The sequence below is a fragment of the Ignavibacteriales bacterium genome (assembly GCA_016214905.1).
Lineage (GTDB): Bacteria > Bacteroidota > Ignavibacteria > UBA10030 > SZUA-254 > PNNN01.
The window spans coordinates 556997-581078 of sequence record JACRMQ010000006.1 but is presented as its reverse complement, the minus strand read 5'-3'; the positions used below and the strand labels follow the sequence as shown (position 1 = coordinate 581078).

Sequence of the window (24082 nt, the reverse complement as noted above, 5' to 3'; positions counted from 1 at the left end):
CAGGTTCAAGAATTTTTGAAGAATAGCTGAGAATTCTTATCTTAATTCTCAAATAATTCTTTAAATTTGGAATCATGCTGAGACGAAAGTGATTATAGGTATTATTGATGGAAAAAGAAACGAATAAGATAAGGACAGAGCGAATTAAGTGGGAGGAGAAAGCTAAGAGAACTCCTTCGTTGCCTGTTAAATTTACAACTGTTTCGGGTGAACCGATCGAAATGCTTTACTCACCTGAAGATATTGAGAACATAAATTATTTAGCAGACATCGGTTTCCCAGGCGAATATCCATACACGCGTGGTATTCATACAAATATGTACCGCGGAAGAATGTGGACAATGCGACAATTTGCGGGTTTTGGAACACCTGAAGATACGAACGAAAGGTATCATTATCTTTTGAAGCACGGTCAAACCGGACTTTCCGTTGCATTCGATTTACCAACTTTGATGGGCCGGGACGCTGATGATCTGCAAGCGCAAGGTGAAGTTGGAATCTGCGGTGTTTCGATTAGTTCACTCGCTGATATGGAAATATTATTCAAAGGAATTAATCTCGCCGATGTCTCAACATCAATGACGATTAATGCACCTGCAGCTATGCTTCTTGCATTTTATATCGCCGTAGCTCAAAAGCAAGGCGCTAAGACGGAGCAGTTACGGGGAACAATTCAGGCAGATATTTTAAAAGAGTACATCGCACAAAAAGAATGGATATTCCCACCTCATCCATCAATGCGTATCATAACCGATATGTTCGAGTATTGCACCAATGAAATGCCTCAATGGAATCCAATATCAATCAGCGGATATCATATCCGAGAAGCAGGCGCAACGGCGATTCAAGAATTAGCATTCACATTGGCAGATGGTTTCGCTTATGTTGAAGCCGGAATCGCGAAAGGATTAGATGTTGACGAATTTGCGCCGCGCCTTTCATTCTTTTTCAATTCTCACCTCGACTTTTTTGAAGAGATAGCCAAGTATCGAGCGGCTCGAAGAATATGGGCTAAAAGAATGAGAAATAAATACAATGCTAAAAATCCACGCTCATGGTTATTAAGGTTTCATACACAAACTGCTGGATGCACACTAACGGCACAACAACCCGAAAATAATATTATACGCACATCATATCAAGCTCTGGCAGGCGTCTTGGGTGGAACTCAATCCCTTCATACAAACTCGATGGATGAAACACTCGCTCTTCCCTCTGAAAAAGCCGTAAAGATCGCGCTCAGAACACAACAGATAATCGCGCATGAAATTGGAGTAACCAACACCATTGATCCGCTTGCCGGAAGTTATTTTGTTGAAGCTTTGACAACCAGAATGGAAAAAGAGGCTGAAGTATATTTTGAGAAAATTGATTCAATGGGTGGAGTAATTCAGGCGATTGAAGCTGGATTCTTCCAGAAAGAAATCGCCGAGTCTGCTTATAGATATCAACAAGATCTGGACATAAAAGAAAAAATAATCGTGGGAGTGAATGATTACATCGAAGAGAATGAAAAAATTGATATCCCGATTTTGAACATTCCCCCGGAAGTCGAAATTAAACAGCGTGAAAGGATTGCGCAAGTTCGTGCATCACGGGATAATCAGAAAGTAGCCGATGAATTGAAATTACTGCAACAAGCCGCAACGGATGGAACAAACCTGATACCTCGTTTGATTGAATGTACAAAATCGTATGTAACGCTCGGAGAAATGTGCAACGCACTTGCCGAAGTTTTTGGCGTTTATGAAGAACCAGCAGTATTTTAGACCGTGATGAAAACAATAAGATACATAATCGCGTCAATGCGGATCCAGCAATGGATAAAAAATTTATTTATATTTTCCGCGCTCATCTTCTCCGGTAATCTATTTTATCTTACCGATATTTATCTTACGGTCAGCGGTTTTATCCTATTTTCTTTTATCTCAAGCGGTGTCTACCTCTTGAATGATATAGTAGACATTGAAAAGGATAAATTGCATCCTATAAAATCAGTGAGACCCTTAGCATCGGGAAAACTGTCACCAAATATCGCGTTAGTTGTCGCTGTATTGCTGATTGTTCTCGGTATTAGTGTATCATATTTGTTGCAACCATATTTTGCACTGGTGTTGTTAATATATTTGATCCTTAATGTCTGGTATTCGTATCAGTTAAAAACATTCGTGATACTCGATGTGATGACGATATCAGCCGGATTTGTACTACGTGTTGTTGGAGGTGCGATCATAATTGGTGTGCCGACATCTGAGTGGCTGATAATTTGTACGATTTTATTATCTCTTTTTCTCGGGTTCAGCAAACGGCGGCATGAATTATTAATCTTGGAACAACACGCAAATACTCACAGACCCGTACTTCAACATTACAGTCCATACTTCCTCGATCAGATGATAGGAATTGTTACGGCAACAACAGTAATGTCGTATGCTCTTTACACCATCTCCGATGAAACTATCCATAAATTTGGAACTAAAAATTTAATTTACACGGTACCGTTTGTGTTGTACGGAATATTCCGTTACCTTTACCTCGTTCATAAAAAAGAAGGCGGGGGAAATCCTACGAAAATAATGGTCACAGACCCACCGCTTATTGTTAATGTAATACTCTGGATTGTAATTGCAATCATTATCATCTACCGGAAATAAATTTATGACAAAATCAAAAGTTGCCGTAATTAAAACAGAACCTAGAACCGTTTTAGATGATATTATTCATTTAATGGAGTTGGCGGATGTTAAGAGTTCGCTTGATAAGAACTCAACGACAATACTCAAAGATAATATATCATGGCATTTTCCGTTCCCTGGGGCAAATACAACCCCATGGCAACTAGAAGGATGTGTAAAAGGGCTGCATGCGAATGGACTCAATGACCTCGTTTGTATTCAGAATAAAACAGTTGTAACAAACGCGTTCAAAGGTGAAGACCTGAATCATTATGTCCCGATTTTCAAAAAATACAATATTCCCGTCCTTTATAATTTTAAAAAAGAGGATATGAATTGGATTCGGTACACGCCTAAAAAAGCGATGCACGTATTGAATAAAATATATCCAGAAGGAATTTACATACCCGATTATTTTTTCGGAAAAAATATTATTCATCTTCCAACTGTGAAATGTCATATCTATACAACAACCACTGGTGCGATGAAAAACGCATTCGGCGGATTATTAAATACAAAACGCCATTATACTCACTCATGGATCCACAAAACACTTGTTGACCTTCTTGCCATACAAAAAGAAATTCATCCAGGCATTTTCGCGGTCATGGATGGAACCACTGCGGGAAATGGTCCTGGTCCAAGAACAATGAAACCGGTTATTAAAAACTGTATGCTTGCAAGTTCTGATCAGGTTGCAATAGATGCTGTTTCTGCTAAGATGATGGGATTTGATCCTATGAGTATTGAATATATAGCGTTGGCTCATCAACAAAAACTTGGAATCGGTGATGTTCGTGAAATTGAAATAGTTGGCGAGGATATATCAAAAGAATCATGGGGATTTGAAGTGGGTGACAATGGTGCAAGCATCGTCGGGGATCTTCTTTGGTTTGGTCCTCTTAAATCATTACAAAAATTATTTTTTCATACACCGTTAGTTCACATCTTTGTTCTCGGCTCTGAAATATTTCACGATTATTACCGATGGCCATTTATCGACAAAAAAATATTTAACAACTGGAAAAATACTACTGCATGGGGAAAGTTGTTTGAGGATTATGAATTTCCAAAAGAATAATTGTGATAATTATTTATCACCATCACCTTGAATGATAACTTATCAGACTCATGACAAAACAGCATAGAGCCGAGTTGTACATGGCGGCGGTTACCTTTATTTGGGGAAGCACTTTCGTTATAAGCAAATCTCTGCTTGATTACACAACACCGCTGGCTTACACTGCATTGCGTTTTTTCCTCTCAGCCGCAATAGTTATGATCTTATTTTACAAACGAGTCTCGGTCATTCCACTTTCAACAATGTTGAAAGGTTCTGTTTTAGGAATATTATTATTTTTTGGATTTGCTTTGCAAACCGTAGGTCTTCAATACACAACGGCTTCAAAATCTGCCTTCTTTACAGGTATGCTGGTAGTTTTAACACCGATAGTTTATTTCACTGTCCAACATTTTCTCAAGATGGAAAAGAAACCATTGCGGACCGGAAACATTATCGGCGTTATTTTTGCGGCATTCGGACTTTTTCTTCTCACATCACCGGAAGGATCTTCATTTAATTTCGGCGATGCGTTGACACTGGGATGTGCAGGACTATTCGCATTTTATATCGTTTACCTTGATTTTGCATCGAGTGAGCCGGATAAATTACAGCTGACATACATTCAGTTTTTAGTTTGTGGAATTCTAGGTTTAATATCGGCGATTCTTTTCGAAAACTCACATATAGTTTTTTCATGGCAATTTATTTCAGGGCTGCTTTATTTAACTATATTCGCGACTATTATCTCAATGTGGGTTCAAAATCAGTTTCAAGGTGATACAACCCCAACAAGAGCAGCTTTAATATTTGCTATGGAACCAGTGATTGCTGCAGTCTTTGCGTATTATTTTCGAAGTGAAATTATCGGTGTTGTTGGAATTATGGGTGGTGCGATTATTCTAGTCGGGCTGCTAGTTTCAGAATTCTCAGACAATCTTCCGTTTCTGAAAAAAGAATTATTGTAAAATAATTTGAATGCTTATCTTTTATACATCAATTAATTCCGAAGATAATAAATTGAAGTAACGTATATGAGTATCAAAATCAAAATAGCGCTTACATTGATATTTGGAATCTGTCTGGGAATAGCTTATCCGCCATTCCAATTCGGTTGGTTGGCGTTCGTGGTTTTTATTCCGTTTTTAATTGGAATAGATAATTCAAAAACTTTTCGCGAAACATTCTTTTTCAGCTTCATCGCATTTTTTATTTTCTCAATCATCACTCTTTATTGGGTCGGAGCTTTTCACATCCATAAAGATATTTATCTTCTGATAACGGGTGTGGCGTTGCTAATCGTTTGCCCATTATGGTTCTCTATTTTGATCAGTTTACATTATTTTATTAAAAAACAATTCGGCAGAAATATCTCTCTCATAACATTTCCATTCATTTGGGTTGGGTGGGAGTACATTTTAACTAGACTTGAAATCGGATTTCCTTGGTTATCATTAGGGCACACGCAAAGTTACGATTTAGCGGCTGTTCAATTCGCGTCATTTACCGGTGTATACGGTGTTTCATTCTGGATAATATCGATTAACATCATATCATTTTATTTTTTATCAAAAATATTAAATAAAGAATGGCTTTGGTTCTCACTTAAATCTTTATTATTTATTTTAATGATTCTCATAATATATTTTATTCCGAAATTCTACGGTTACACGATATTAAAAAACAATAGCGAAGTATATGATGGGAAATATGAAAAGATCAAGATCGGTGTCATACAGCCGAACATCAACTCATATGAGAAATGGTTCGGTGATTTAGACAAACAAATAAATATATTGCAGCACCTATCGAACCAAGCCGCAAGCGAAAATGTTGATTTGATTCTTTGGCCCGAAACTGCCGTACCTAAATATTTATTATTTCCCGCGAATTATGATATTTACAATCGTATTAAAAATCAGGTAGATTCGATTAACATAAATTTATTTACCGGTGTTACAGATTGGACTTTGTACAAAGACATCTCAATGGCGCCTCGTAGCAGCAAATATACTGAGGGAGGTCAAAGGTACGACGTATTCAATTCTGCGGTATTACTGGAACCTCACAATGAAGTTATTCAAAAATATGATAAAATGTTACTCGTACCTTTTGCTGAAAGAATCCCTTGGGCAGAAGAACTGAGTTTTCTAAATCTCGATTTTATCCGTTGGAATTTTGGAACGTCCGGATACGGAAAAGGAGTGGATACGACTGTCTTTGTTTTCTGTCCGAAGAATATGGCAGACGTAAAATTTTCAGTCATGATATGCTTTGAATCAGTATTTCCGGAATTCGTATCCAGATTCGTGCAGAAGGGATCTCAATTTCTTGTTGTGCTTACGAATGATAATTGGTGGGGAAGAACATCCGGTCCGTACCAGCATTTGCAATTCGATATATTCAGAGCAATTGAAAACAGACGATGGTTGGTGAGATGTAACAATGGTGGAATATCTTCTTTCATCGATCCGTTTGGAAGAATGATCTCCTTCACGGATATCGGTGAGGCAACAATTCTGGTAAACTCGGTTGAGTTAAGAAATGAAATAACTTATTTCACGGCTCATGGTGACATGCTTGGAAGAGGTTGCTGGTATATTTTCCTTTTCTTATTCGCAATATCGTGCATAAGTTTAATAATCAATCGGAGAAAGCGAGATCGCGGATCTATATCGGCAGGTAGATAGTAAAGGTTGTACCTACATTTTCATGACTCTTCACCCGGATTTCACCTCTAAAGCTTTTTATTATTCCGTAACTAACCCACAAACCCAATCCTGTTCCTTCGCCAACTTTCTTGGTTGTAAAAAATGGCTCGAAGATTTTAGACAAATCGTCTTGCTTAATACCCTTTCCGCTATCTTCAACAGTGACGACGAGAGAGTCTTCGCTTAAAGTAGAATGAACATAAATCTGTTTTTTATTTTCCATAGTAGGTATTACTCCCTGTAAAGCGTCCACGGCATTCAGCAGCAGATTGATAAATACTTGTTCAATCTGATCAGGGACAAGCATCAGAGGAGGCAGATTATCTTCAAGTTTTGAATTTATTGTTATCTCTTTTGCTTTTTTACTTACCTTTACAATTTCAATAGCATCGCGTATGGTCTTATTTACATCTGTCAATTGTACTTCGTATGTTGACCGACGAGAATAATCTACAAGGTCACGGATTATTCTTGAAATTCTATTTACCTGACTTTTAATAAGTTCAAGTTTCTCTTGTGTGAATTCATCTTCGCTGGTTCGCTGGATGATTTGAACAAGAGAAGATATTGACGCTAACGGATTACCAACCTCGTGCGCCAATCCGGCGGCAAGCATTCCGATACTCTCCATTTTTTGCGCATGAATTAATTGTTGCTCAAGATATTTTTGGTCAGATATATCGCGATGAATTCCAAAATATCCCACCAACTCTCCGTCAGGGTGGATGATTGGCGAGACGAGAATCTGTGTGTAGAATGGATCTCCGTTCCGTTTTAGGTTCTCAACTTCTCCTACCCATACTTTTCCGGACGATATAGTTTGCCACATCTTGTGCCAAAAGCTTTTCGGATGCTTGCGGCTGCTGAAAATGTTAGGATTTTTTCCGACCAATTCATCTTTTGAATAACCGCTGGCTTGTTCGAAAGCAGGGTTGACATATATGATATTGCCGTGCTGATCCGTTATCTCAATCGGATTTACGGTGAAGTGAGCTAAATTCGTGAATCGTAGCAGATCGAGTTCTTGTTTTTTTTGTGCTGAAATGTCACGTGCAACAACCAGATAACAATCGGAATACTTATGGTTAAGTACATTCAGCGTGCTGAAAAATAACTCCACATCCAGAATATTATTATTCTTTATTGCTAACGTAGTTTCTAATCTTTGTCGCTCAGACGTTTGTGAACAACGGCTCAGTATTTGAGCGAATTGTTCTTGAGATGCAGGAGGCAAATAATCACGAAAATGCATCGAAAGAATCGGAGTATCGTTATTCTTCAATAAATTGATTCCTGCATCGTTACCTTCCAGAATTTTACCATCCCGTGAAATCACGTAAATGATATCGGGTAGAGCGTTGAGAAGATATCGCACGTCATCATGCAACGGAGCGTTATCTTTAGAATGATTTAGATTGACAGTTTTTGCCATTTATGATTTAAAAATATATTCGGGTTATAGAAAATTCTATCAAAATATACTTCACATTTCTGCAATAATCAAATCGGTATGTTCATATTAAAAGGATTCATGTTTGACTTTAATGCAATTTCCTCGTATTTTTTTTAGTCGGAAAATAAATGAATGAACATCAAGTGCATATGATCGTTAGAGGGATGGTGCAAGGTGTCGGATTTCGTTACTTTGTCTACCAACGTGCGATTGGATTAGGATTAAAAGGATACGTACGGAACCTTTCTAACGGTAATGTTGAAATTGAAGTTTCGGGAAATAGGTCATTAGTTGAAGAGCTAATTCAGATGGTGAAGATCGGCCCCAGAGCATCAAAAGTGACTGATGTGCAAATTCAAATAATAAATTCAGATTTAAATCATACATCATTCGAGAAAAAGTGAAATAATGGATATTCGAGTTGGTTTTGGTTATGATGTGCACAAGATGATAATCAACCGTAAATTGATTTTGGGGGGAGTTGAAATACCGTTTATTAAAGGTTTACTCGGGCATTCCGATGCGGATGTTCTCTGTCATGCAATTGCCGATGCTCTGCTGGGTGCTGCTGCACTGGGAGATATTGGAAAACATTTTCCGGACACCGATAATCGATTTAAGGATGTTTCAAGCATTGTCCTTTTGCGTCATGTGGGAGGATTAATAAGATCTAATAATTACGAGATCGTCAATATCGATTCGACAATTCTACTTCAGCAACCGAAAGTTGCTCCGTATATCAAAAAGATGCGGGAGAATATTGCCGATTGTTTAGGAATCTATGTGAACCAGGTCTCTGTAAAAGCTACCACGAATGAAGAATTGGGATTCATTGGATTGGGTGAAGGGGCTGCGGCATATTCTGTGGTTTCCATTCGCGGAATTTAATAATTATAAAAGATAGAAATTACTTTGGAAGAATTAATACAAACAATAGCGAAGCTTGATCCGGCTTGGATCTATTTAACAATATTTGTCGTTGCCTTCATCGAAAATATATTTCCTCCCGCACCAAGCGATATACTTGTTGTGTTCGGCGGTGCATTGGCAGGGATGGAACAGGGAAACTTTGTTTTCGCATTTCTCGCAGGTGCATTTGGCGGCACATTAGGTTTTATGGTTATGTACGCGATTGGTAAATGGTTCGGTCACTCGATTTTAGAAACGGGGAAAATAAAATTCATAAAACTGGATGATTTGCATAGATTTGAACGATGGTTCCAAAAGTGGGGATTCTGGTTAATTATCGGTAACCGGTTTCTCTCAGGCACAAGGGCTGTTGTTTCTTTTTTCGCGGGTGTGTCAGAGCTCGAGTTTAAACGAACAACCGTTCTTTCGTTAATTAGTTCGGTGTTCTGGTATGCAATACTTGTTTATGCAGGCTACTCACTCGGTCAACACTGGGAACAGGTTGGTGATTTATTGAAGACATATAGTATAGCTGTAACGATAGTTATTGTTCTGATCGGGGCATTAAGCGCAGGACGATATTTCTTCCTAAAAAAAAAGAAATAATTCAAAATGATCGATTATTTATATTCCATTGATAAGTGGTTATTTTGTTTCTTTAATCAAACCTTATCAAATCCATTTTTCGATTTCATCATGCCACCGATTACAGATTGGAACCTTAGTTGGATAGGAAGAGGGATAGCAATCACTCTTTGGTTATTGCTTTTTTGGTTGGGGGGTAAGCGCGGAAGAACAGTTGCTCTTTTATTAATCATATTAATTATTATAACAGATCAATTAAGTGCAAATATTTTAAAAAATTATTTTGAAAAAATACGCCCGTGTCAAAAAATAAATGGTGTTCCTGTTGTTGAAACTGTTCATTTATTGGTTGGATGTGGTGGCGGTTATTCTTTTCCATCTGGTCATGCCACAAACAATATCGCGTTTGCCACACTTATTTCATATTATTATCCTAAATGGAAATGGGTTGCATTTTCTTATGGAATATTGATGGCAATGTCGCGAGTTTTTGTTGGCGTACATTATCCTTCAGATATACTATTCGGAGGTTTACTCGGTGCATTCTGCGCACTAATTTTAATTAAAACTTGGAACCATGTTTCTCACCGCTATCCATTTTTGGATCTTAGGTCGTGAGCGAAAACAGAAAAATGAAATTATTTTTGGGATTATTATCCGGATTGTTATTGGGATTATCATTCCCTCCGGTACCGACAGGTGTAGCCGTGTTGATAGCATTCGTTCCTTTCTTCCTGCTTCTCAGCACACTTGAAAATTACGGTTCCACATTTCGCTACACTTATTTCACAATTTTCATTTTCAATCTGATTACTACATATTGGGCTGGCGGCTTTGTTCACTTGAAAGATTGGTACATGATGGTAGCGGGATTGTTGCTGATTATCGGTCACCCGCTATTTTTTATTGTTCCTGTTTTTGTATGGTTATTCATACGTAAACAATTTGGTTTTAAAATCTCGATATATACTTTCCCATTTATTTGGGTCGGATTCGAATATCTTCACGGAATAGGAGATTTAGGATTTCCTTGGCTTACCATCGGGAACACGCAAACATACGATTTATCTGTTGTTCAAATGGCATCTATCACCGGTGCGTATGGCATATCTTTTTGGATACTATGGATCAATGTTCTGATATTCCTCCTGTTTGTAAAATTATTTTTGAAAGAATGGAACATTTCTGAAAAAAGGAGTATGTTGTTAATAGCAACAATACTAATCATGTACTTCATTCCGAAAATTTATGGAATTATTCTTCTTGATGGGAAACCATCAATAGAAAATAATAATGTTTCAATTTCTGTAATACAACCAAACATTGATACATTTGAAAAATGGACTGGCGATCCTACAGTTCCGTTTGAAATCTTACAGGACCAGACGAAGGATATTCGATCTATTCATCCCGATTTAGTTTTATGGCCCGAGACAGCTATTCCATTTTATATTCTGCAGCCGCAAAATATTTATTATTTAAATCAGTTAAAACGAACAGTTGATTACCTTGATATCCATCTATTAGCGGGTATTCCTGATATCGCTTATTACTCTCCGACTGATCATTTTCCCCAAAGCAGTAAAATATCCAAAAGCGGTGAGAGATATGATTCGTTCAATAGTTCTATATTGCTGTCACCCCATGAGAGCAATATTCAAAAATATTCAAAAATTGTTCTAGTTCCTTTTGCAGAAAGAGTACCGTTTTCGGAGGAACTAAGTTTCTTAGATATCATGGAATGGAATTTCGGACTAGGTGGATGGGGTCATGGGAGAGATACAACTGTTTTTGAAATTAATCTCCGAAATGGGAGAATCGTAAAATTTTCAAACCTTATTTGCTATGAATCTGTTTTTCCAACTTTTGTGCGCACATTTGTTAAAAATGGAGCAGAATTCTTGACTGTCATAACAAACGATAGTTGGTGGGGAAATACTTCCGGTGCCTACCAACATAAACAAATTGCCATCATGCGGGCTGTCGAAAATAGAAGATGGGTTGTGCAGTGCGCGAACGGTGGTATATCATGTTTTATTGATGCGTACGGGACTATCGTGCAGCAATCAGATTTGTACACTAAAACAATACTCTCACAAAATGTTAAAGCAAGTAAAGAAATAACTTTTTATACTGAATATGGAGATTGGCTTGCTGAAATGTGTGTAATGCTAAGTTTATTTTTCGTAATGGCGGCAATCAGCGGCAAATTTTATAAAACTTTAAGAAGCAGAGATTATCATGGAATACATTGATCTTAGAAGCGATACTGTAACGAAGCCATCAGAGGCTATGAGGCGCGCGATGATGGATGCGGAAGTTGGCGACGATGTTTACGGTGAAGATCCAACCGTAAATAAACTCCAGAACAAAATTGCCTCGATGTTCGAGAAAGATGCTGCATTATTTGTTCCCAGCGGAACAATGGGAAACGAAATTTGTATTCAGCTGCATACACAACCGGGAGACGAAATAATTGTGGAGGAAGATTCTCATATATTCGTTTATGAAACCGCGGCACCATCGCTTTTAGCTGGTGTTCAAATGTTACCGTTGCGTGGCGATAACGGTGTTATAACAGCGGAACAAATAAAAAAAGCTATAAGACCGGCGGTATATTATTTACCGCCTACAAAATTAATCTGTATTGAAAACACACATGGCAGAAGTGCGGGATCGGTAATTCCGATTGATGAGATAAAAAAGGTATATGATGTTGCAGCCGAACAAAATATAAAGATGCATTTGGATGGAGCGAGATTATGGAATGCCTCTGTTGCATCTAAAATTCACGTTCGTGATTATGCGAAGTATTTCGATTCAATTTCAGTTTGCTTTTCAAAAGCTTTAGGTGCTCCAATCGGTTCAATGATCATCGGTTCCCATCAGGTGATTGAGAAAGCGCGCAGGTACAGAAAAATATTTGGTGGAGGGATGAGGCAGGTTGGCATTCTTGCGGCAGCGGCGATGTATGCTGTAGAAAATAATATCGACCGACTTTCGATTGATCACGAAAATGCAAAAATGTTTTCTAAAGAATTATCAAAGATACAAAAGCTCAAGATCACTCCTGAGAATATTCAAACTAACATGGTCATCGTAGATATAAGTGAAACAGGAAAAACTCAATCTCAAGTGTTGAAGCTGTTGAAAGAAAAAGGAATATTGCTCACACCGGAACGTGATTCATCAGTTCGTGCTGTCATGCATCTTGATGTTGATAAAAATCAAGTTATGGAGGCGGCAAAAATATTTCAATCAATCTTTGATCCTTCATGAATAATGAATTATTTAAACATATTATCGATCTCCGTGTAAGGAATTAAGAAGTCGATTGGCAAAATATATTTCATAATGCCATATATCTTCAATATTTTGAGATTGGCCGGATTGAATATCTCAAGCGAATCGAAATTGATGTAACCGCGGAACAAATTAATGGTGCATCGAAAGTTGTTATAGTCAGAAATGAAATTAATTACTATTCACCGGCTCAGTTTGATGATTCACTAAAAGTTTACACGCGGATCAAATATATTAAAAATTCAAGTTTTGCTTTCGAAGGACTCATCAAAAAATCTGTATCGAATGTCAAAATCGCCGAAAACATATCAGTTCATGTTTGGTTAGATCAACTTACTGGCAAATCGAAAAGGGTCAATGATCGATTTCGCGATAAACTAAAGGAATTTGAACAAAATTCTATCGAGTTTCAAGAAGAAAACGCCTAAAAACTATTTTTTTAAATTTCTTGCTATTGGCATCGAGAGTTGTTATATTTGGTATGCTCTCTTCTAGAAAGTCCCACCTAATGGGACTTTTTTTTTGAACGAAAAGAGCCATAACCATAGAGAAATAAAAAGGTTAGAAGTGTCAGTCATTGATAGAATAAGGGAGCTTATTGAGCCGATTATTGCAGGTAGTGGTGCTTTCTTGATTGATATTGAAATCCAAGGCGGTAAAGATGGAAAAAATTTACAAATCTATCTTGATACAGATCAGGGCGTAACCACAGAAATGTGTGCAGGTATTAGCCGTGATCTTTCGAAGTTGATAGATACCGAAAATATTTTTACATCCCGATATAATTTGGTGATATCTTCACCCGGGCTTGATAGACCTTTGAAATATTTAAGACAATATCGAAAAAATATCGGACGAACACTCAACCTTAAAATAATAAATGCTGATAAAAAAGAAAATATCAAAGGAGTATTATCAACCGTTTGTGATGAAGAAGTAATAATCGAGTTCAATGATACCGAAGAAAGAAATATAAAATTCTCTTCTATTGTTGAAGCGATTGTTGAGACTCCGTGGTAACAGAAATTAGATATAAATTAGAATCAAGGATGAAGCATGAATTACGAAATAGTTGAATCATTTTCTCAAATGGTTCGAGAGAAACGGATCGACAAAGATATGCTGGCAAGTGTCATCGAAGATGTATTCTCGATGATGGTGAAAAAAAAGTACGGATTGGATGCCCGCTTCGATGTTGTGGTCAATATGGATAAGGGTGACATCGAAATTTATCTTGAAAAAGTGATTGTTGACAAAATAACGAATCCTAGCACCGAAATCGATTTAGAAACTGTCCGCAAGAAAACAGACGAACCGCTTGAAATAGGAGATGATTTTGTTGAGGTTATTGACCTGAAAGATTTCGGCAGGCGGCTTGTGGTAAGTGCTAAACAAAATTTAAGTCAGAGAATTAAAGAAATAGAGAAAGAGGTTGTATACGGTGAGTATAGCAATACAATCGGTGAGATCATTGTTGGGGAAATATATCAGGTTCGCAAGGGTGAAATTCTCATCAACCATAATCGCAATGAATTATATCTTCCAAAGAACGAACAGATTGCCAAAGAACGGTACCGCAAAGGCGATACAATCAGGGCAATCATAAAAGAAGTGCGGAAAGATACGGCTACTCCAATGGTAATTATTTCTCGTGCTGATCCGAAATTTCTATCGAAATTATTCGAGACAGAAATTCCGGAAATATACGATGGAATCATAGAAATCAAAGCGGTAGTTCGTGAACCTGGCGATCGTTCAAAGGTTGCGGTTGAATCGCACGATGATCGCATTGATGCCGTTGGCGCTTGCGTAGGTATGAAAGGAGTTCGTATTCACGCGATTGTCCGTGAATTGAACAATGAAAATATAGATGTGATCAATTATTCCGATAATTCGACAACCTACATTACCAGAGCTCTGGCACCTGCGAAAATTAAAAGTATTGTTGTTGATGATTCAAAAAAAATAGCCACAGTCATGGTCGATAAAGATCAGGCTTCCCTGGCAATAGGTAGAAACGGTCAAAACATCAGATTGGCTTCGCAGTTAACCGGATTTCAAATCGATTTGATTAAAGAGGGTGCCGAAGAAGAATACGATATGGACTTGGCTGAATTCAGAGAAGAGTTGACAATTCCGCTCTATGAACGACTTGTTGACGAAGGATTCACAACAGCCCGAAGTGTAATCGAAGCGAATATAGATGCGCTACTCGAGATTGAAGGTTTAACTGAAGATCGAATTCGCGCAATAAAAGAAATGATGAATCGCGAATTGGAAGATGCAGAAGTAGACGAAGAAGCTGAGAATGAATACTCCGGCGAATCTGTGTCAACAAAAGAAGAAACTATTGAATCCAAGGAAGTTTCTAAAGAAGACGATTCAGTAGTAGAAGAAAAAAATGAAAGTAAAGCGAACGATTAAAGACGAAAGCTAAAAAGCGAACTCTATGACTGAAAAATCGCATCCAAAGAAAAAGATTTATCAAATAGCGAAAGAAATCAATATCTCGCACGAGACATTGATGGAGTATTTGAAAAAAAGAGGGCATGAAGTCAAAAGCCACATGAGCTTGGTTGACGATCTCATGATGCATGATATTCTTTCGCATTTCAAAAAGGATAAGGAAGTCGCTGATAAGCATCAGAAAAAAATTCAAACTATTCGCGACGCGAAGAAAAAAGCAGATACGAAAACAAGCGAACAACTCGAAGTTCAAAAATCAAAACTTATCAAACGCAAGAAGGTTACAGAAACCAAAGAAGAACCTGTAACACCGATTGCAGAAACAACGATTGTAGAGACTGTACCAACTCAGATCGCTATTCCGGTAGAAGTACCACTATCCGAAGATCAAAAAATAAAACAAGAAGAAACATCGGCAGATGTTGGAATATTGTCGGAACAAAGAGTTGAATCAACATCAGAAGTTTCTGAAGCTGCTGAAGTAACCGAGGTCCTTGAAGAAGAAATTCTTACAACCGAAGAAATTATTCCTCAATCTCCGGCACCTGCGGAAGAAGGACCGAAAGAAGTTGTCAAAGAGAAAAAGACTCATGAAATCATGAGACGTTTGACACCTAAAATGGGACTGAAGATAAAAGGCAAAATTGACCTTGCCGAGGTCAAGCGTACAACCGATATTCTGGAAGGAACCACAAAACCTGAACAGGAAGCTGCATCAAAGACCGATGAAGCAAAGAAAAAGAAGAAAAAGAAAAAGCGTATCAAAGCTGAACCTGCAGTTGTAGTCAAAGAGAAAGAAGAAGACGAATTACTGCGTAAAGCGAAGAAAAAGCGCAAGTTGAAATATCGGGAAGTGGATCAGGAAGAAGTTGACGAGGCTATTAAAAGAACCTTGGCAGAGATGGACGAGAGTGCTCCGGTTATTACCCGCGCATCTTTTAAGAAAAAGCGAAAAGAAAAACGATTGATTGAAGAACAGCGTCAGAGAGATGAACAGGCGCTCGAAGCATCCATCCTCCGCGTTACCGAATTTGTTTCGGTCAGCGAACTGTCGAATCTTATGGGTGTGTCGGTTGCAGATGTAATTAAAAAATGTATCGAACTCGGAATCATGGTTTCGATTAATCAGAGGCTTGATAAAGACACAATAACGCTCGTCGCTGATGAATTCGGTTTTGAAGTGAAATTTTTCTCTGAACTTACAGAAGATGCTGTTGTAGATATTCCGGATGAAGAAGCTGAGCTTGAACCGAGACCGCCTGTAGTTACCATCATGGGACATGTTGATCATGGTAAAACCTCGTTGCTCGATTATATTAGACAAGCGAATGTAGTTGCCGGTGAAGCTGGAGGAATTACGCAGCATATTGGTGCATACATGGTTTCGTTGAGCGAAACCAAAAGTATCACATTTCTTGATACTCCTGGTCACGAAGCATTCACGGCAATGCGTGCACGTGGCGCTCAATTAACAGACATTGTTGTTCTTGTTGTAGCGGCAGATGATAATGTTATGCCACAGACGGTTGAGGCAATCAGCCATTCGCAAGCGGCGAACGTTCCGATTATTATTGCTATTAATAAAATGGATAAAGCCGACGCAAATGCAGACCGAATAAGGCAACAACTTTCTGATAAAAATGTTTTGATCGAGGAGTGGGGTGGAAAATATCAGTGCGTTGAGTTATCAGCACGTACAGGTAAAAACGTAGATTTGTTGCTCGAAAAGATAGCACTCGAATCGGATGTTTTGAATCTGAAAGCAAATCCAAATCGTGAAGCGCGCGGAGCTGTTATAGAAGCACAGGTTGATAAAGGAAAAGGTACCGTTGCAACTATTTTGGTTCAAAAAGGAAAATTAATGATCGGCGATCCTTTTGTATCGGGAATACAAAGCGGACGTGTACGTGCTATGTATGATGAACGCGGACACCGTGTAGATAGCGCCGGTCCGTCAACACCTGTTCAGGTACTCGGATTCGATGGCGTTCCGCAAGCTGGCGATAGTTTAATAGTCGTTGATAGTGACCGCGAAGCTCGCGAAATAAGTTTGCGCAGACAGCAGTTGAAACGTGAACAAGACTTCCGCCTGATAAGAAGTGTAACGCTCGATGATCTATCACAGAAAATTAAAGATGGTCAAATAAAAGAGTTGAAGGTTGTTGTCAAAGGAGACGTAGATGGATCTGTTGGTGCACTTGCAGATTCATTGATGAAAATATTTCACTCAGAAGTCCGTGTAAGTGTTATCCATCGGGCTGTTGGCACAATCACTGAATCCGATGTTTTATTAGCGGCAGCTTCAGGAGCTGTGATTATAGGATTCCATGTGCGACCGAATATTAACGCTCGCCGGCTCGCTGAGCAGGAGAATGTTGATATACGTCTTTACAACATTATTTACGATGCTATAGATGATGTAAAGAAGGCACTCGAAGGTTTATTAGCGCCCGAAAAGAAAGAAGAAATAACTGCCACTATCGAAGTCCGGGATATATTCAAAGTTCCAAAGATGGGAACAATAGCCGGTTGTTTTGTGCAAGATGGCAAAATAGCCCGTGGAAATAAAGTGCGCTTGGTGAGAGATGGAATTGTAATGTTTGAAGGAGGACTTTCATCATTGAAACGATTCAAAGACGACGTGAGAGAAGTCGAATCCGGTTTTGAATGCGGCATAGGGCTAGACGGTTTTAACGATATCAAAGTTGGAGATATTATCGAAGGTTATAAAGTTGTTGAAACTATGAGGAAATTAGGAGCATAATGACGTTACGAACTGACAAAGTTGCTTCATTAATAAAAGAAGAAATCGGTTCTTTCATCACGCGAGAGTATCGCGATCCGGCTTACGGATTGATAACGGTTACCGAAGTTATAGTTACACCCGATATTAGAATAGCTAAAATATATATCAGTATAATGGGATCTGAAAAAATTAAAGATGCCACGTTCAGAATGCTCGAGGATAACAAAGGCCAGTTACGATCAGTCATCGGTTCTCATCTTAGTTTGAAGTTTACTCCGGCAATTCAGCTCTACATGGATGAGACTCTCGATCGTGTTGAAAAGATAGATAAATTATTGAAACAGATACACGAAAAAGAGGAACATAAAGACGGGCAATGAATGTAATTGCTTCTACAAACGAATTGCAATCGGGAAAAAAAAGTGTTGTTACCATTGGAACCTATGACGGTGTTCACGAAGGTCACCGCGCAATACTGAAGCGTGTTTTGAATAAAGCGAAACAAAACGATGGACAAAGTATTGTTGTTACATTCGATCCTCATCCAAAAGAAGTTGTTGGTCGGGGAAAAGTGGGATTACTAACCACTCTCGATGAGCGAATAGCGATAATGCAAGAACTCGGTGTCGATAACGTTTTAGTGTTGAAATTCACGTATGAATTTTCTCAACAGACATCCCGTGAATTCTATCGAAATCATATTCTCCCAAACGCAAATGTAACCGACGTGATAGTCGGGTATGACCATTCTTTCGGGAAAGATAGAAATTCGAATATATCTGATTTGGAAAAGTTAGGTAAAGAATATAGTTTTAATGTTGAAGTTGTTTCCCCCACTTCGATAGATAACGACATCGTTAGCAGTACAAAAATTAGAAATTTATTGAAGGAAGGATTGGTCGATAGGGCGGCACTTTATCTCGGTATTCCTTATTTTATGAAAGGAATTGTAATATCAGGAGACAGGCGTGGTGCGACCCTCGGTTTCCCGACCGCAAATATTAAACTCTCATCCGAATTCAAAATAGTTCCCAGGGATGGGGTTTATTGTGTATCGGCAGAGTTGGAAAATAATAAGTTTATCGGTATGATGAATATCGGATATAGGCCCACATTTCAGAAGGCCGATGAAAAATATCTGGAAGTAAATCTTTTCGATTTCAAAAGCGATCTTTACGGTAAAAATATTAAGATCAATTTCCTGAAATGGATAAGAGAAGAAAAAGTTTTTAAAACGAAAGAAAATTTAATCAATCAATTACAGAGTGATCGCAGCGAGTGTCAGAGCTACGCGGCTGCGTCACAGATACTTTAGTGGAAAGGAGAAATATATGCCACTGACAAAAGAAAAAAAACAGGAGCTCATGACAAAATACGGCAAGACGCCGACCGATTCAGGATCACCCGAGGTTCAGATCGCGATTCTTACAACAAGAATTAACGAACTCTCCTCGCACTTCGCAGCGAACGTGAAAGATAATCATTCGCGGTACGGATTGCTGAAGATGGTTGGAAAGCGACGCCGGTTACTGGAATATCTCCAGAATAAGAATATTGAGCGATACCGCACAATATTGAAGGAACTGGAATTAAGAAAATAAGTTTGACAAAAATAAACAGAGAACTCGAAAGAAGAAATAGAAATGGTAATAAAAAAAGAGATTGAATTAGGAGGTCGTACTTTCTCACTGGAAACAGGGAAGTATGCTAAACAAGCCGATGGCTCCGTGATGGTGCGATATGGCGACACAATGGTGTTGGCAACGGTAGTTGCTTCCATGGATGTGAAAGAAGGACAGGATTTCTTTCCGTTGCAGGTTGAATACAGAGAAAGAACCGCGGCAGCCGGAAAGATTCCGGGTGGTTTCTTGAAGCGCGAAGGAAGACCTTCGGAAAAAGAAATCCTATCTGCACGTCTGATCGACAGGCCCATACGTCCCATGTTCCCCGAAGAATTTAAATCGGAGACGCAGGTTGTTTTGACTGTCTTTTCATCGGATGTTGAAAACGACGCAGATTGCCTGGGGGCAGTTGGCGCATCGGCAGCACTTATGATAAGCAACATACCTTTCGCAGGTCCGGTTGCAGAAGTGAGAGTGGGAAGAGTTGATGGAACATTGATAATCAACCCAACCTTTTCCGAACTCGCGAAAAGTGATCTGGATGTAACAGTAGCAGGTACGAGCGATTCAATCGTAATGGTGGAGGGTGAAGCGAAAGAAATATTAGAACAAGATTTGTTAGGTGTTTTGCGTTTCGCTCAGGAAAATATTAAAAATTTATGTCACCTTCAGTTAGAACTTGTTAAAGAGAGCAATAAGCCAAAACGCGAGATACCGGTTAATATTCTTAAGAAAGAATTATTCGAACCGGTTTCAAAAATTGCAAGAACTAAGATAAGTCAGGTTACTCATCAGATACTGATGAAAGAAGATCGAAGCAAAGCGAATGAGGAAATATTAAAAGCTTGCATCGAAACTTTGAAAACAGATATTGCTGGAGTTCAACTAACTCTGGACGATATCGATAAGGCGCTTCATCATGAAAGTCCTGCGGCATTCATCGAATCAAAGGAATCTCTCATCGGAGAAATATTCCACGATATCGAATATGAAGAGATGCGCAAGATGATTTTGAAAGATGGAAAACGTCTTGACGGCCGCGGAGTTAAAGATATTCGTAACATAACCTGCGAGATAGGAATTTTACCGAGAACTCACGGGTCGGCTTTGTTCACTCGCGGAGAAACTCAGAGTTTAACCACTGCCACGCTCGGCACAAAAACGGATGAACAAATTTTGGACGGTCTACTTCCGGAATCGACAAAACGGTTCATGCTTCATTATAACTTTCCGCCATACTCAACCGGTGAAGTTGGAAGAATGACAGGAACCGGAAGACGTGAAGTTGGGCATGGTAACCTTGCCGAAAGATCTTTAAAAAATCTAATTCCATCCGAGACCGATTTCCCATATACGATCAGAATAGTGTCAGATATTCTAGAATCAAACGGATCGTCGTCAATGGCAACAGTTTGTGCCGGTACTCTCTCGCTGATGGATGCAGGCATTCCGCTTAAAAAATCTGTAGCCGGAATCGCGATGGGTTTGATAAAAGAAGGAAACGACATTGCCATACTGAGCGATATACTTGGCAATGAAGATTTTCTTGGAGATATGGATTTCAAAGTTGCGGGTACAAAAGATGGAATCACCGGACTTCAAATGGACATCAAAATTCAAGGAATATCATTCGAGGTATTCGAACGCGCTTTGATTCAAGCACGCGAAGGTCGGCTGCATATACTTGGTATAATGGATCAAACCATAAACACACCCAGGGCAGAATTATCACAATACGCTCCGCGATTGACTACGATGAAAATTCCTGTCGATATGATCGGAACAGTTATCGGTCCGGGCGGAAAAATGATCCGTCAGATTGTAAAAGATACCGGTGCCGAAATCAACATTGAAGACGATGGAACAATCGTTATTGCATCAGTCTCTTCAGAGGGAAGCAACAAAGCACAAGCTATCATCAATAGTTTGGTAGAAGCGCCCGAAGTTGGAAAAACATACAAAGGCAAAGTTACCAAGATTATGGATTTTGGAGCATTCGTAGAATTCCTACCGGGTAAAGAAGGACTTGTTCATATTTCTCATCTCGATATCAACCGAGTTAATAAAGTGACAGATGTTGTTAATGTTGGAGACGAGATTGAAGTCAAGCTGATAAAGATTGATGATGAGGGAAGAAAAAATCTAAGTCGAAAAGCGCTTATGCCCGGTTACGATGCCGAGGCAGAAGCCCAGAAAGAAAAAGAGCGCCGCGACTCGCGCCCGCCACGGCGTGATGGCGATAGAAACGGCGGAGGACATCGCGGAGGCGGTGGTCGCAGACCGCATCGCGATTAGTACTTTCACTTATTAAGAATCCCGTGAGATCAGTACATCTAGATTTCACGGGATTTTTTGTTGATAGACTTATTATAAAATTGATTTCTTTCTGTCGAGGATGGCTTTAAAACTGATTTATGATGTTGTATGGGGTTATAATTAGGATCAGTGAAAAAACCAAAATCTGCAAACCAAGCGTAGCCGCAATCCTTCGGAACAAGTCCTCAGGACGACGCCTCTTACCTGATTTAATTTGGGATGGTTGCGCTTTTAGGCAACCAACGCGGACATTTATTTGGAAAAAAAAATGTAGCCGCAATCTCCTCAGAGCTTAAACTCGAGAGGATTGCGGATAATTGCAACAGCGCAGACATTTATCTTATGACAACAAAAATAAATCCGCGGCTACAACAATTCGATCCCTTTTGTATTTCCCCCCATCGAGGGGGAAAGGAAAATTGGAGTTAAATAATTGAACCGGATTTATGTCCCACTTGCGAAGTGGGACTATAGGGGGTCAGATACTGAATTTCCAAATTTATATAAAGAAAAGATAATGATTACCGGAGATCGGTAAATTTGATTATCAGCAACGCGGATCGGTGACCCGCTACTACACTTTAATAATTTGATGTTTGAATTGATCGATCACAACTTCACTCTTTAAAGATTTCACAAAATCCAATCCATGTTTATTCATAAAATGGATAATATTTAATTCCCTCTCCTGGAAGTTGCGGTTCGGGAAAATACTGTTAGTTATTTTGCTGATCTGTTTGAGCGCTGTATCATGCTTACGATTATGTGCCTCCGAGACTTTTCCTTTTAACACGATAAGCTGTTGTTCTATTTTATCTTTCGTATTCTGAAGCGTTCCAAGTAATGTCGGATCGATGTAATTTAATCCAAACTTCATCTCGTTCGTAAGATCGTTTATTTTTTTATCAGCTTCCTGAAACATTTCATCAATATTGACTTCGGAAACTATATCGATAACCTTTGAATTAATCTTATCCGGATTACCGAAAAATTCAATAAGGTCTAATTGATATTTGTCCATTACCCGTTCAAATTTATCTTCAATAATCGTCACGCTGGCTCTCGGATAAATTACAGGCATTGTGAGACCGAAATATTGATATACTTTTTTCAGTTGAGCAAAATACGCAACTTCAGAGGGTCCAGCGACATAAGCGAATGTCGGCAACAGTAAATCCTGACAGATAGGTCTTAGAGCCACATTGGGACTCAATAACTCAGGATAATCAGTTGCTATTTTCAACATGTCGTCTTTTGAGATGAAATGTCTTGTCCCCTTCAAGCTGAAATCTGTTTCGCGCGGCTCAATAAAATATCTTCCATTCTTGAAAAAATAAAAGAGATTCAATGCCTTAGTCTTTATCTGTGCGTGATATTGCTCTTCAAGCTCCGCGCTTTGCTGAATGATTAACTGAGACACTTTAGGGAATTCGGTTATCTCTTTTTGGAAAACAGGGGAGAGGAGCTGTTTAAATTGTTTATTGTAAGATGAAATAAAAATTAGACCATCATCTTGAAAGAAATAATGCATCAAAGCGATAAATGCCTGATTGAACGATGAACCCGGTTTATAACATCTTTGAATCAGTTCTAACAACGCTGTTTTAAATTCCGAATTGCCAATATTGTTTTTAATCGCTTCAAAGAATTGATCTATATTTTGATCGAATGTAATTTCACCGACCGGTCCGTAATTCTTTCCGGTACCTTTGATTGAAGACAGATATGCAACAATCTGTAAAACCTGTTCGTGATTGATGATCCCGATTTTATTGACTTCATCGAAATCGTGATCCTCGCCTTCCAACCAAAATACAGGAACGAATTTGAATTGCGGATTTTGAATACTTAATTCACGTGCGAGCTTTATCGCTGTAATGGTTTTATAAATCGTATAGACCGGACCCGTGAGTAATCCGACTTGCTGTCCGGTTACAATTGAAAAAGTATTATCATCACCCAATAGCTTGATATTATCTACCGTAAACTGACCTGCACCCGCGGAAAGATTTTGTTCAAGTAAAACATCCACCAGTAGTTGTCGATGTTTACATCGCTGATTCAGGTGCGTTGTAAAACTTTCATCACATTTTATATTACGGTAATCAAATTGATAAAATGACTTTAATTTATCGAAATCGTTTATATAATCTTGGTATAACCGGGTGAGTCCGGATTCGCTTCTAGGAAGCTCCGATGTATTGATAAATGCTGAGGTTTCCATAAAGATAAATTG

At 38.7% G+C, this 24082-nt stretch carries 21 protein-coding genes; 19 read left to right on the top strand and 2 right to left on the bottom strand.

What is annotated here, in order from left to right:
- The first annotated feature begins 107 nt into the window (after positions 1-107).
- From HZB59_06440 to lnt (HZB59_06420), 5 genes are all read left to right on the top strand, one after another.
- On the top strand, positions 108-1769 hold the full coding sequence (locus tag HZB59_06440; GenBank protein ID MBI5021057.1) for a methylmalonyl-CoA mutase family protein: 1662 nt from the start codon (positions 108-110) through the stop codon (positions 1767-1769).
- Between the two features lie 6 nt (positions 1770-1775).
- The gene (locus HZB59_06435) at positions 1776-2654 is read left to right on the top strand and encodes a decaprenyl-phosphate phosphoribosyltransferase (GenBank protein ID MBI5021056.1); all 879 of its coding nucleotides are present in this window, start codon (positions 1776-1778) and stop codon (positions 2652-2654) included.
- Between the two features lie 4 nt (positions 2655-2658).
- Positions 2659-3756, top strand: a complete 1098-nt coding sequence (locus HZB59_06430) for a DUF362 domain-containing protein (GenBank protein ID MBI5021055.1) — start codon at positions 2659-2661, stop codon at positions 3754-3756.
- Positions 3757-3806: 50 nt separating this feature from the next.
- On the top strand, positions 3807-4703 hold the full coding sequence (locus HZB59_06425; protein ID MBI5021054.1) for a DMT family transporter: 897 nt from the start codon (positions 3807-3809) through the stop codon (positions 4701-4703).
- Between the two features lie 66 nt (positions 4704-4769).
- Positions 4770-6425, top strand: coding sequence for an apolipoprotein N-acyltransferase (lnt, locus tag HZB59_06420; protein MBI5021053.1), 1656 nt, complete (start codon positions 4770-4772; stop codon positions 6423-6425).
- Here the strand turns inward: lnt (HZB59_06420) and HZB59_06415 are convergent.
- Positions 6406-7878: a PAS domain S-box protein gene (locus HZB59_06415; GenBank protein MBI5021052.1), complete on the bottom strand. Its 1473-nt coding sequence runs from the start codon at positions 7876-7878 to the stop codon at positions 6406-6408. The two genes, lnt (HZB59_06420) and HZB59_06415, sit on opposite strands and share 20 nt — an antisense overlap.
- Positions 7879-8027: 149 nt before the next feature.
- Between HZB59_06415 and HZB59_06410 the strand changes: the two genes are divergently transcribed.
- The 14 genes from HZB59_06410 to HZB59_06345 all read left to right on the top strand — a co-directional run bounded on the left by HZB59_06410 (position 8028) and on the right by HZB59_06345 (position 21825).
- Positions 8028-8303 carry an acylphosphatase gene (locus HZB59_06410; protein ID MBI5021051.1) on the top strand — a complete coding sequence of 92 codons (276 nt, stop codon included), beginning with the start codon at positions 8028-8030 and terminating at the stop codon, positions 8301-8303.
- Positions 8304-8307: 4 nt separating this feature from the next.
- Positions 8308-8787 carry a 2-C-methyl-D-erythritol 2,4-cyclodiphosphate synthase gene (locus tag HZB59_06405; GenBank protein MBI5021050.1) on the top strand — a complete coding sequence of 160 codons (480 nt, stop codon included), beginning with the start codon at positions 8308-8310 and terminating at the stop codon, positions 8785-8787.
- 24 nt (positions 8788-8811) lie between these two features.
- A complete protein-coding gene (locus HZB59_06400; protein MBI5021049.1) occupies positions 8812-9414 on the top strand; it encodes a DedA family protein in 603 nt (200 codons plus the stop codon).
- A gap of 90 nt (positions 9415-9504) precedes the next feature.
- Positions 9505-10011, top strand: coding sequence for a phosphatase PAP2 family protein (locus tag HZB59_06395; protein MBI5021048.1), 507 nt, complete (start codon positions 9505-9507; stop codon positions 10009-10011).
- Positions 10012-10025: 14 nt separating this feature from the next.
- Positions 10026-11648, top strand: a complete 1623-nt coding sequence (lnt, locus tag HZB59_06390) for an apolipoprotein N-acyltransferase (protein MBI5021047.1) — start codon at positions 10026-10028, stop codon at positions 11646-11648.
- Entirely contained in the window at positions 11635-12672 is a 1038-nt protein-coding gene (gene ltaE, locus HZB59_06385) for a low-specificity L-threonine aldolase (GenBank protein ID MBI5021046.1), read from the top strand. The genes lnt (HZB59_06390) and ltaE overlap by 14 nt, the downstream gene beginning before the upstream one ends.
- 65 nt (positions 12673-12737) lie before the next feature.
- A complete protein-coding gene (locus tag HZB59_06380) occupies positions 12738-13124 on the top strand; it encodes an acyl-CoA thioesterase (protein ID MBI5021045.1) in 387 nt (128 codons plus the stop codon).
- A gap of 139 nt (positions 13125-13263) precedes the next feature.
- A complete protein-coding gene (locus HZB59_06375; GenBank protein ID MBI5021044.1) occupies positions 13264-13716 on the top strand; it encodes a ribosome maturation factor RimP in 453 nt (150 codons plus the stop codon).
- Between the two features lie 36 nt (positions 13717-13752).
- A complete protein-coding gene (gene nusA, locus HZB59_06370; protein MBI5021043.1) occupies positions 13753-15120 on the top strand; it encodes a transcription termination/antitermination protein NusA in 1368 nt (455 codons plus the stop codon).
- A gap of 25 nt (positions 15121-15145) precedes the next feature.
- Positions 15146-17926: a translation initiation factor IF-2 gene (gene infB, locus HZB59_06365; protein ID MBI5021042.1), complete on the top strand. Its 2781-nt coding sequence runs from the start codon at positions 15146-15148 to the stop codon at positions 17924-17926.
- The gene (gene rbfA / locus HZB59_06360) at positions 17926-18288 is read left to right on the top strand and encodes a 30S ribosome-binding factor RbfA (protein ID MBI5021041.1); all 363 of its coding nucleotides are present in this window, start codon (positions 17926-17928) and stop codon (positions 18286-18288) included. The genes infB and rbfA overlap by 1 nt, the downstream gene beginning before the upstream one ends.
- Positions 18285-19223, top strand: a complete 939-nt coding sequence (locus HZB59_06355) for a bifunctional riboflavin kinase/FAD synthetase (GenBank protein ID MBI5021040.1) — start codon at positions 18285-18287, stop codon at positions 19221-19223. The genes rbfA and HZB59_06355 overlap by 4 nt, the downstream gene beginning before the upstream one ends.
- Before the next feature lie 16 nt (positions 19224-19239).
- Positions 19240-19509: a 30S ribosomal protein S15 gene (gene rpsO, locus HZB59_06350; protein ID MBI5021039.1), complete on the top strand. Its 270-nt coding sequence runs from the start codon at positions 19240-19242 to the stop codon at positions 19507-19509.
- Positions 19510-19551: 42 nt separating this feature from the next.
- A complete protein-coding gene (locus HZB59_06345; GenBank protein ID MBI5021038.1) occupies positions 19552-21825 on the top strand; it encodes a polyribonucleotide nucleotidyltransferase in 2274 nt (757 codons plus the stop codon).
- A gap of 595 nt (positions 21826-22420) precedes the next feature.
- Here HZB59_06345 and bshC read toward each other — a convergent pair.
- Entirely contained in the window at positions 22421-24070 is a 1650-nt protein-coding gene (bshC, locus tag HZB59_06340; protein MBI5021037.1) for a bacillithiol biosynthesis cysteine-adding enzyme BshC, read from the bottom strand.
- Positions 24071-24082 lie beyond the last annotated feature (12 nt).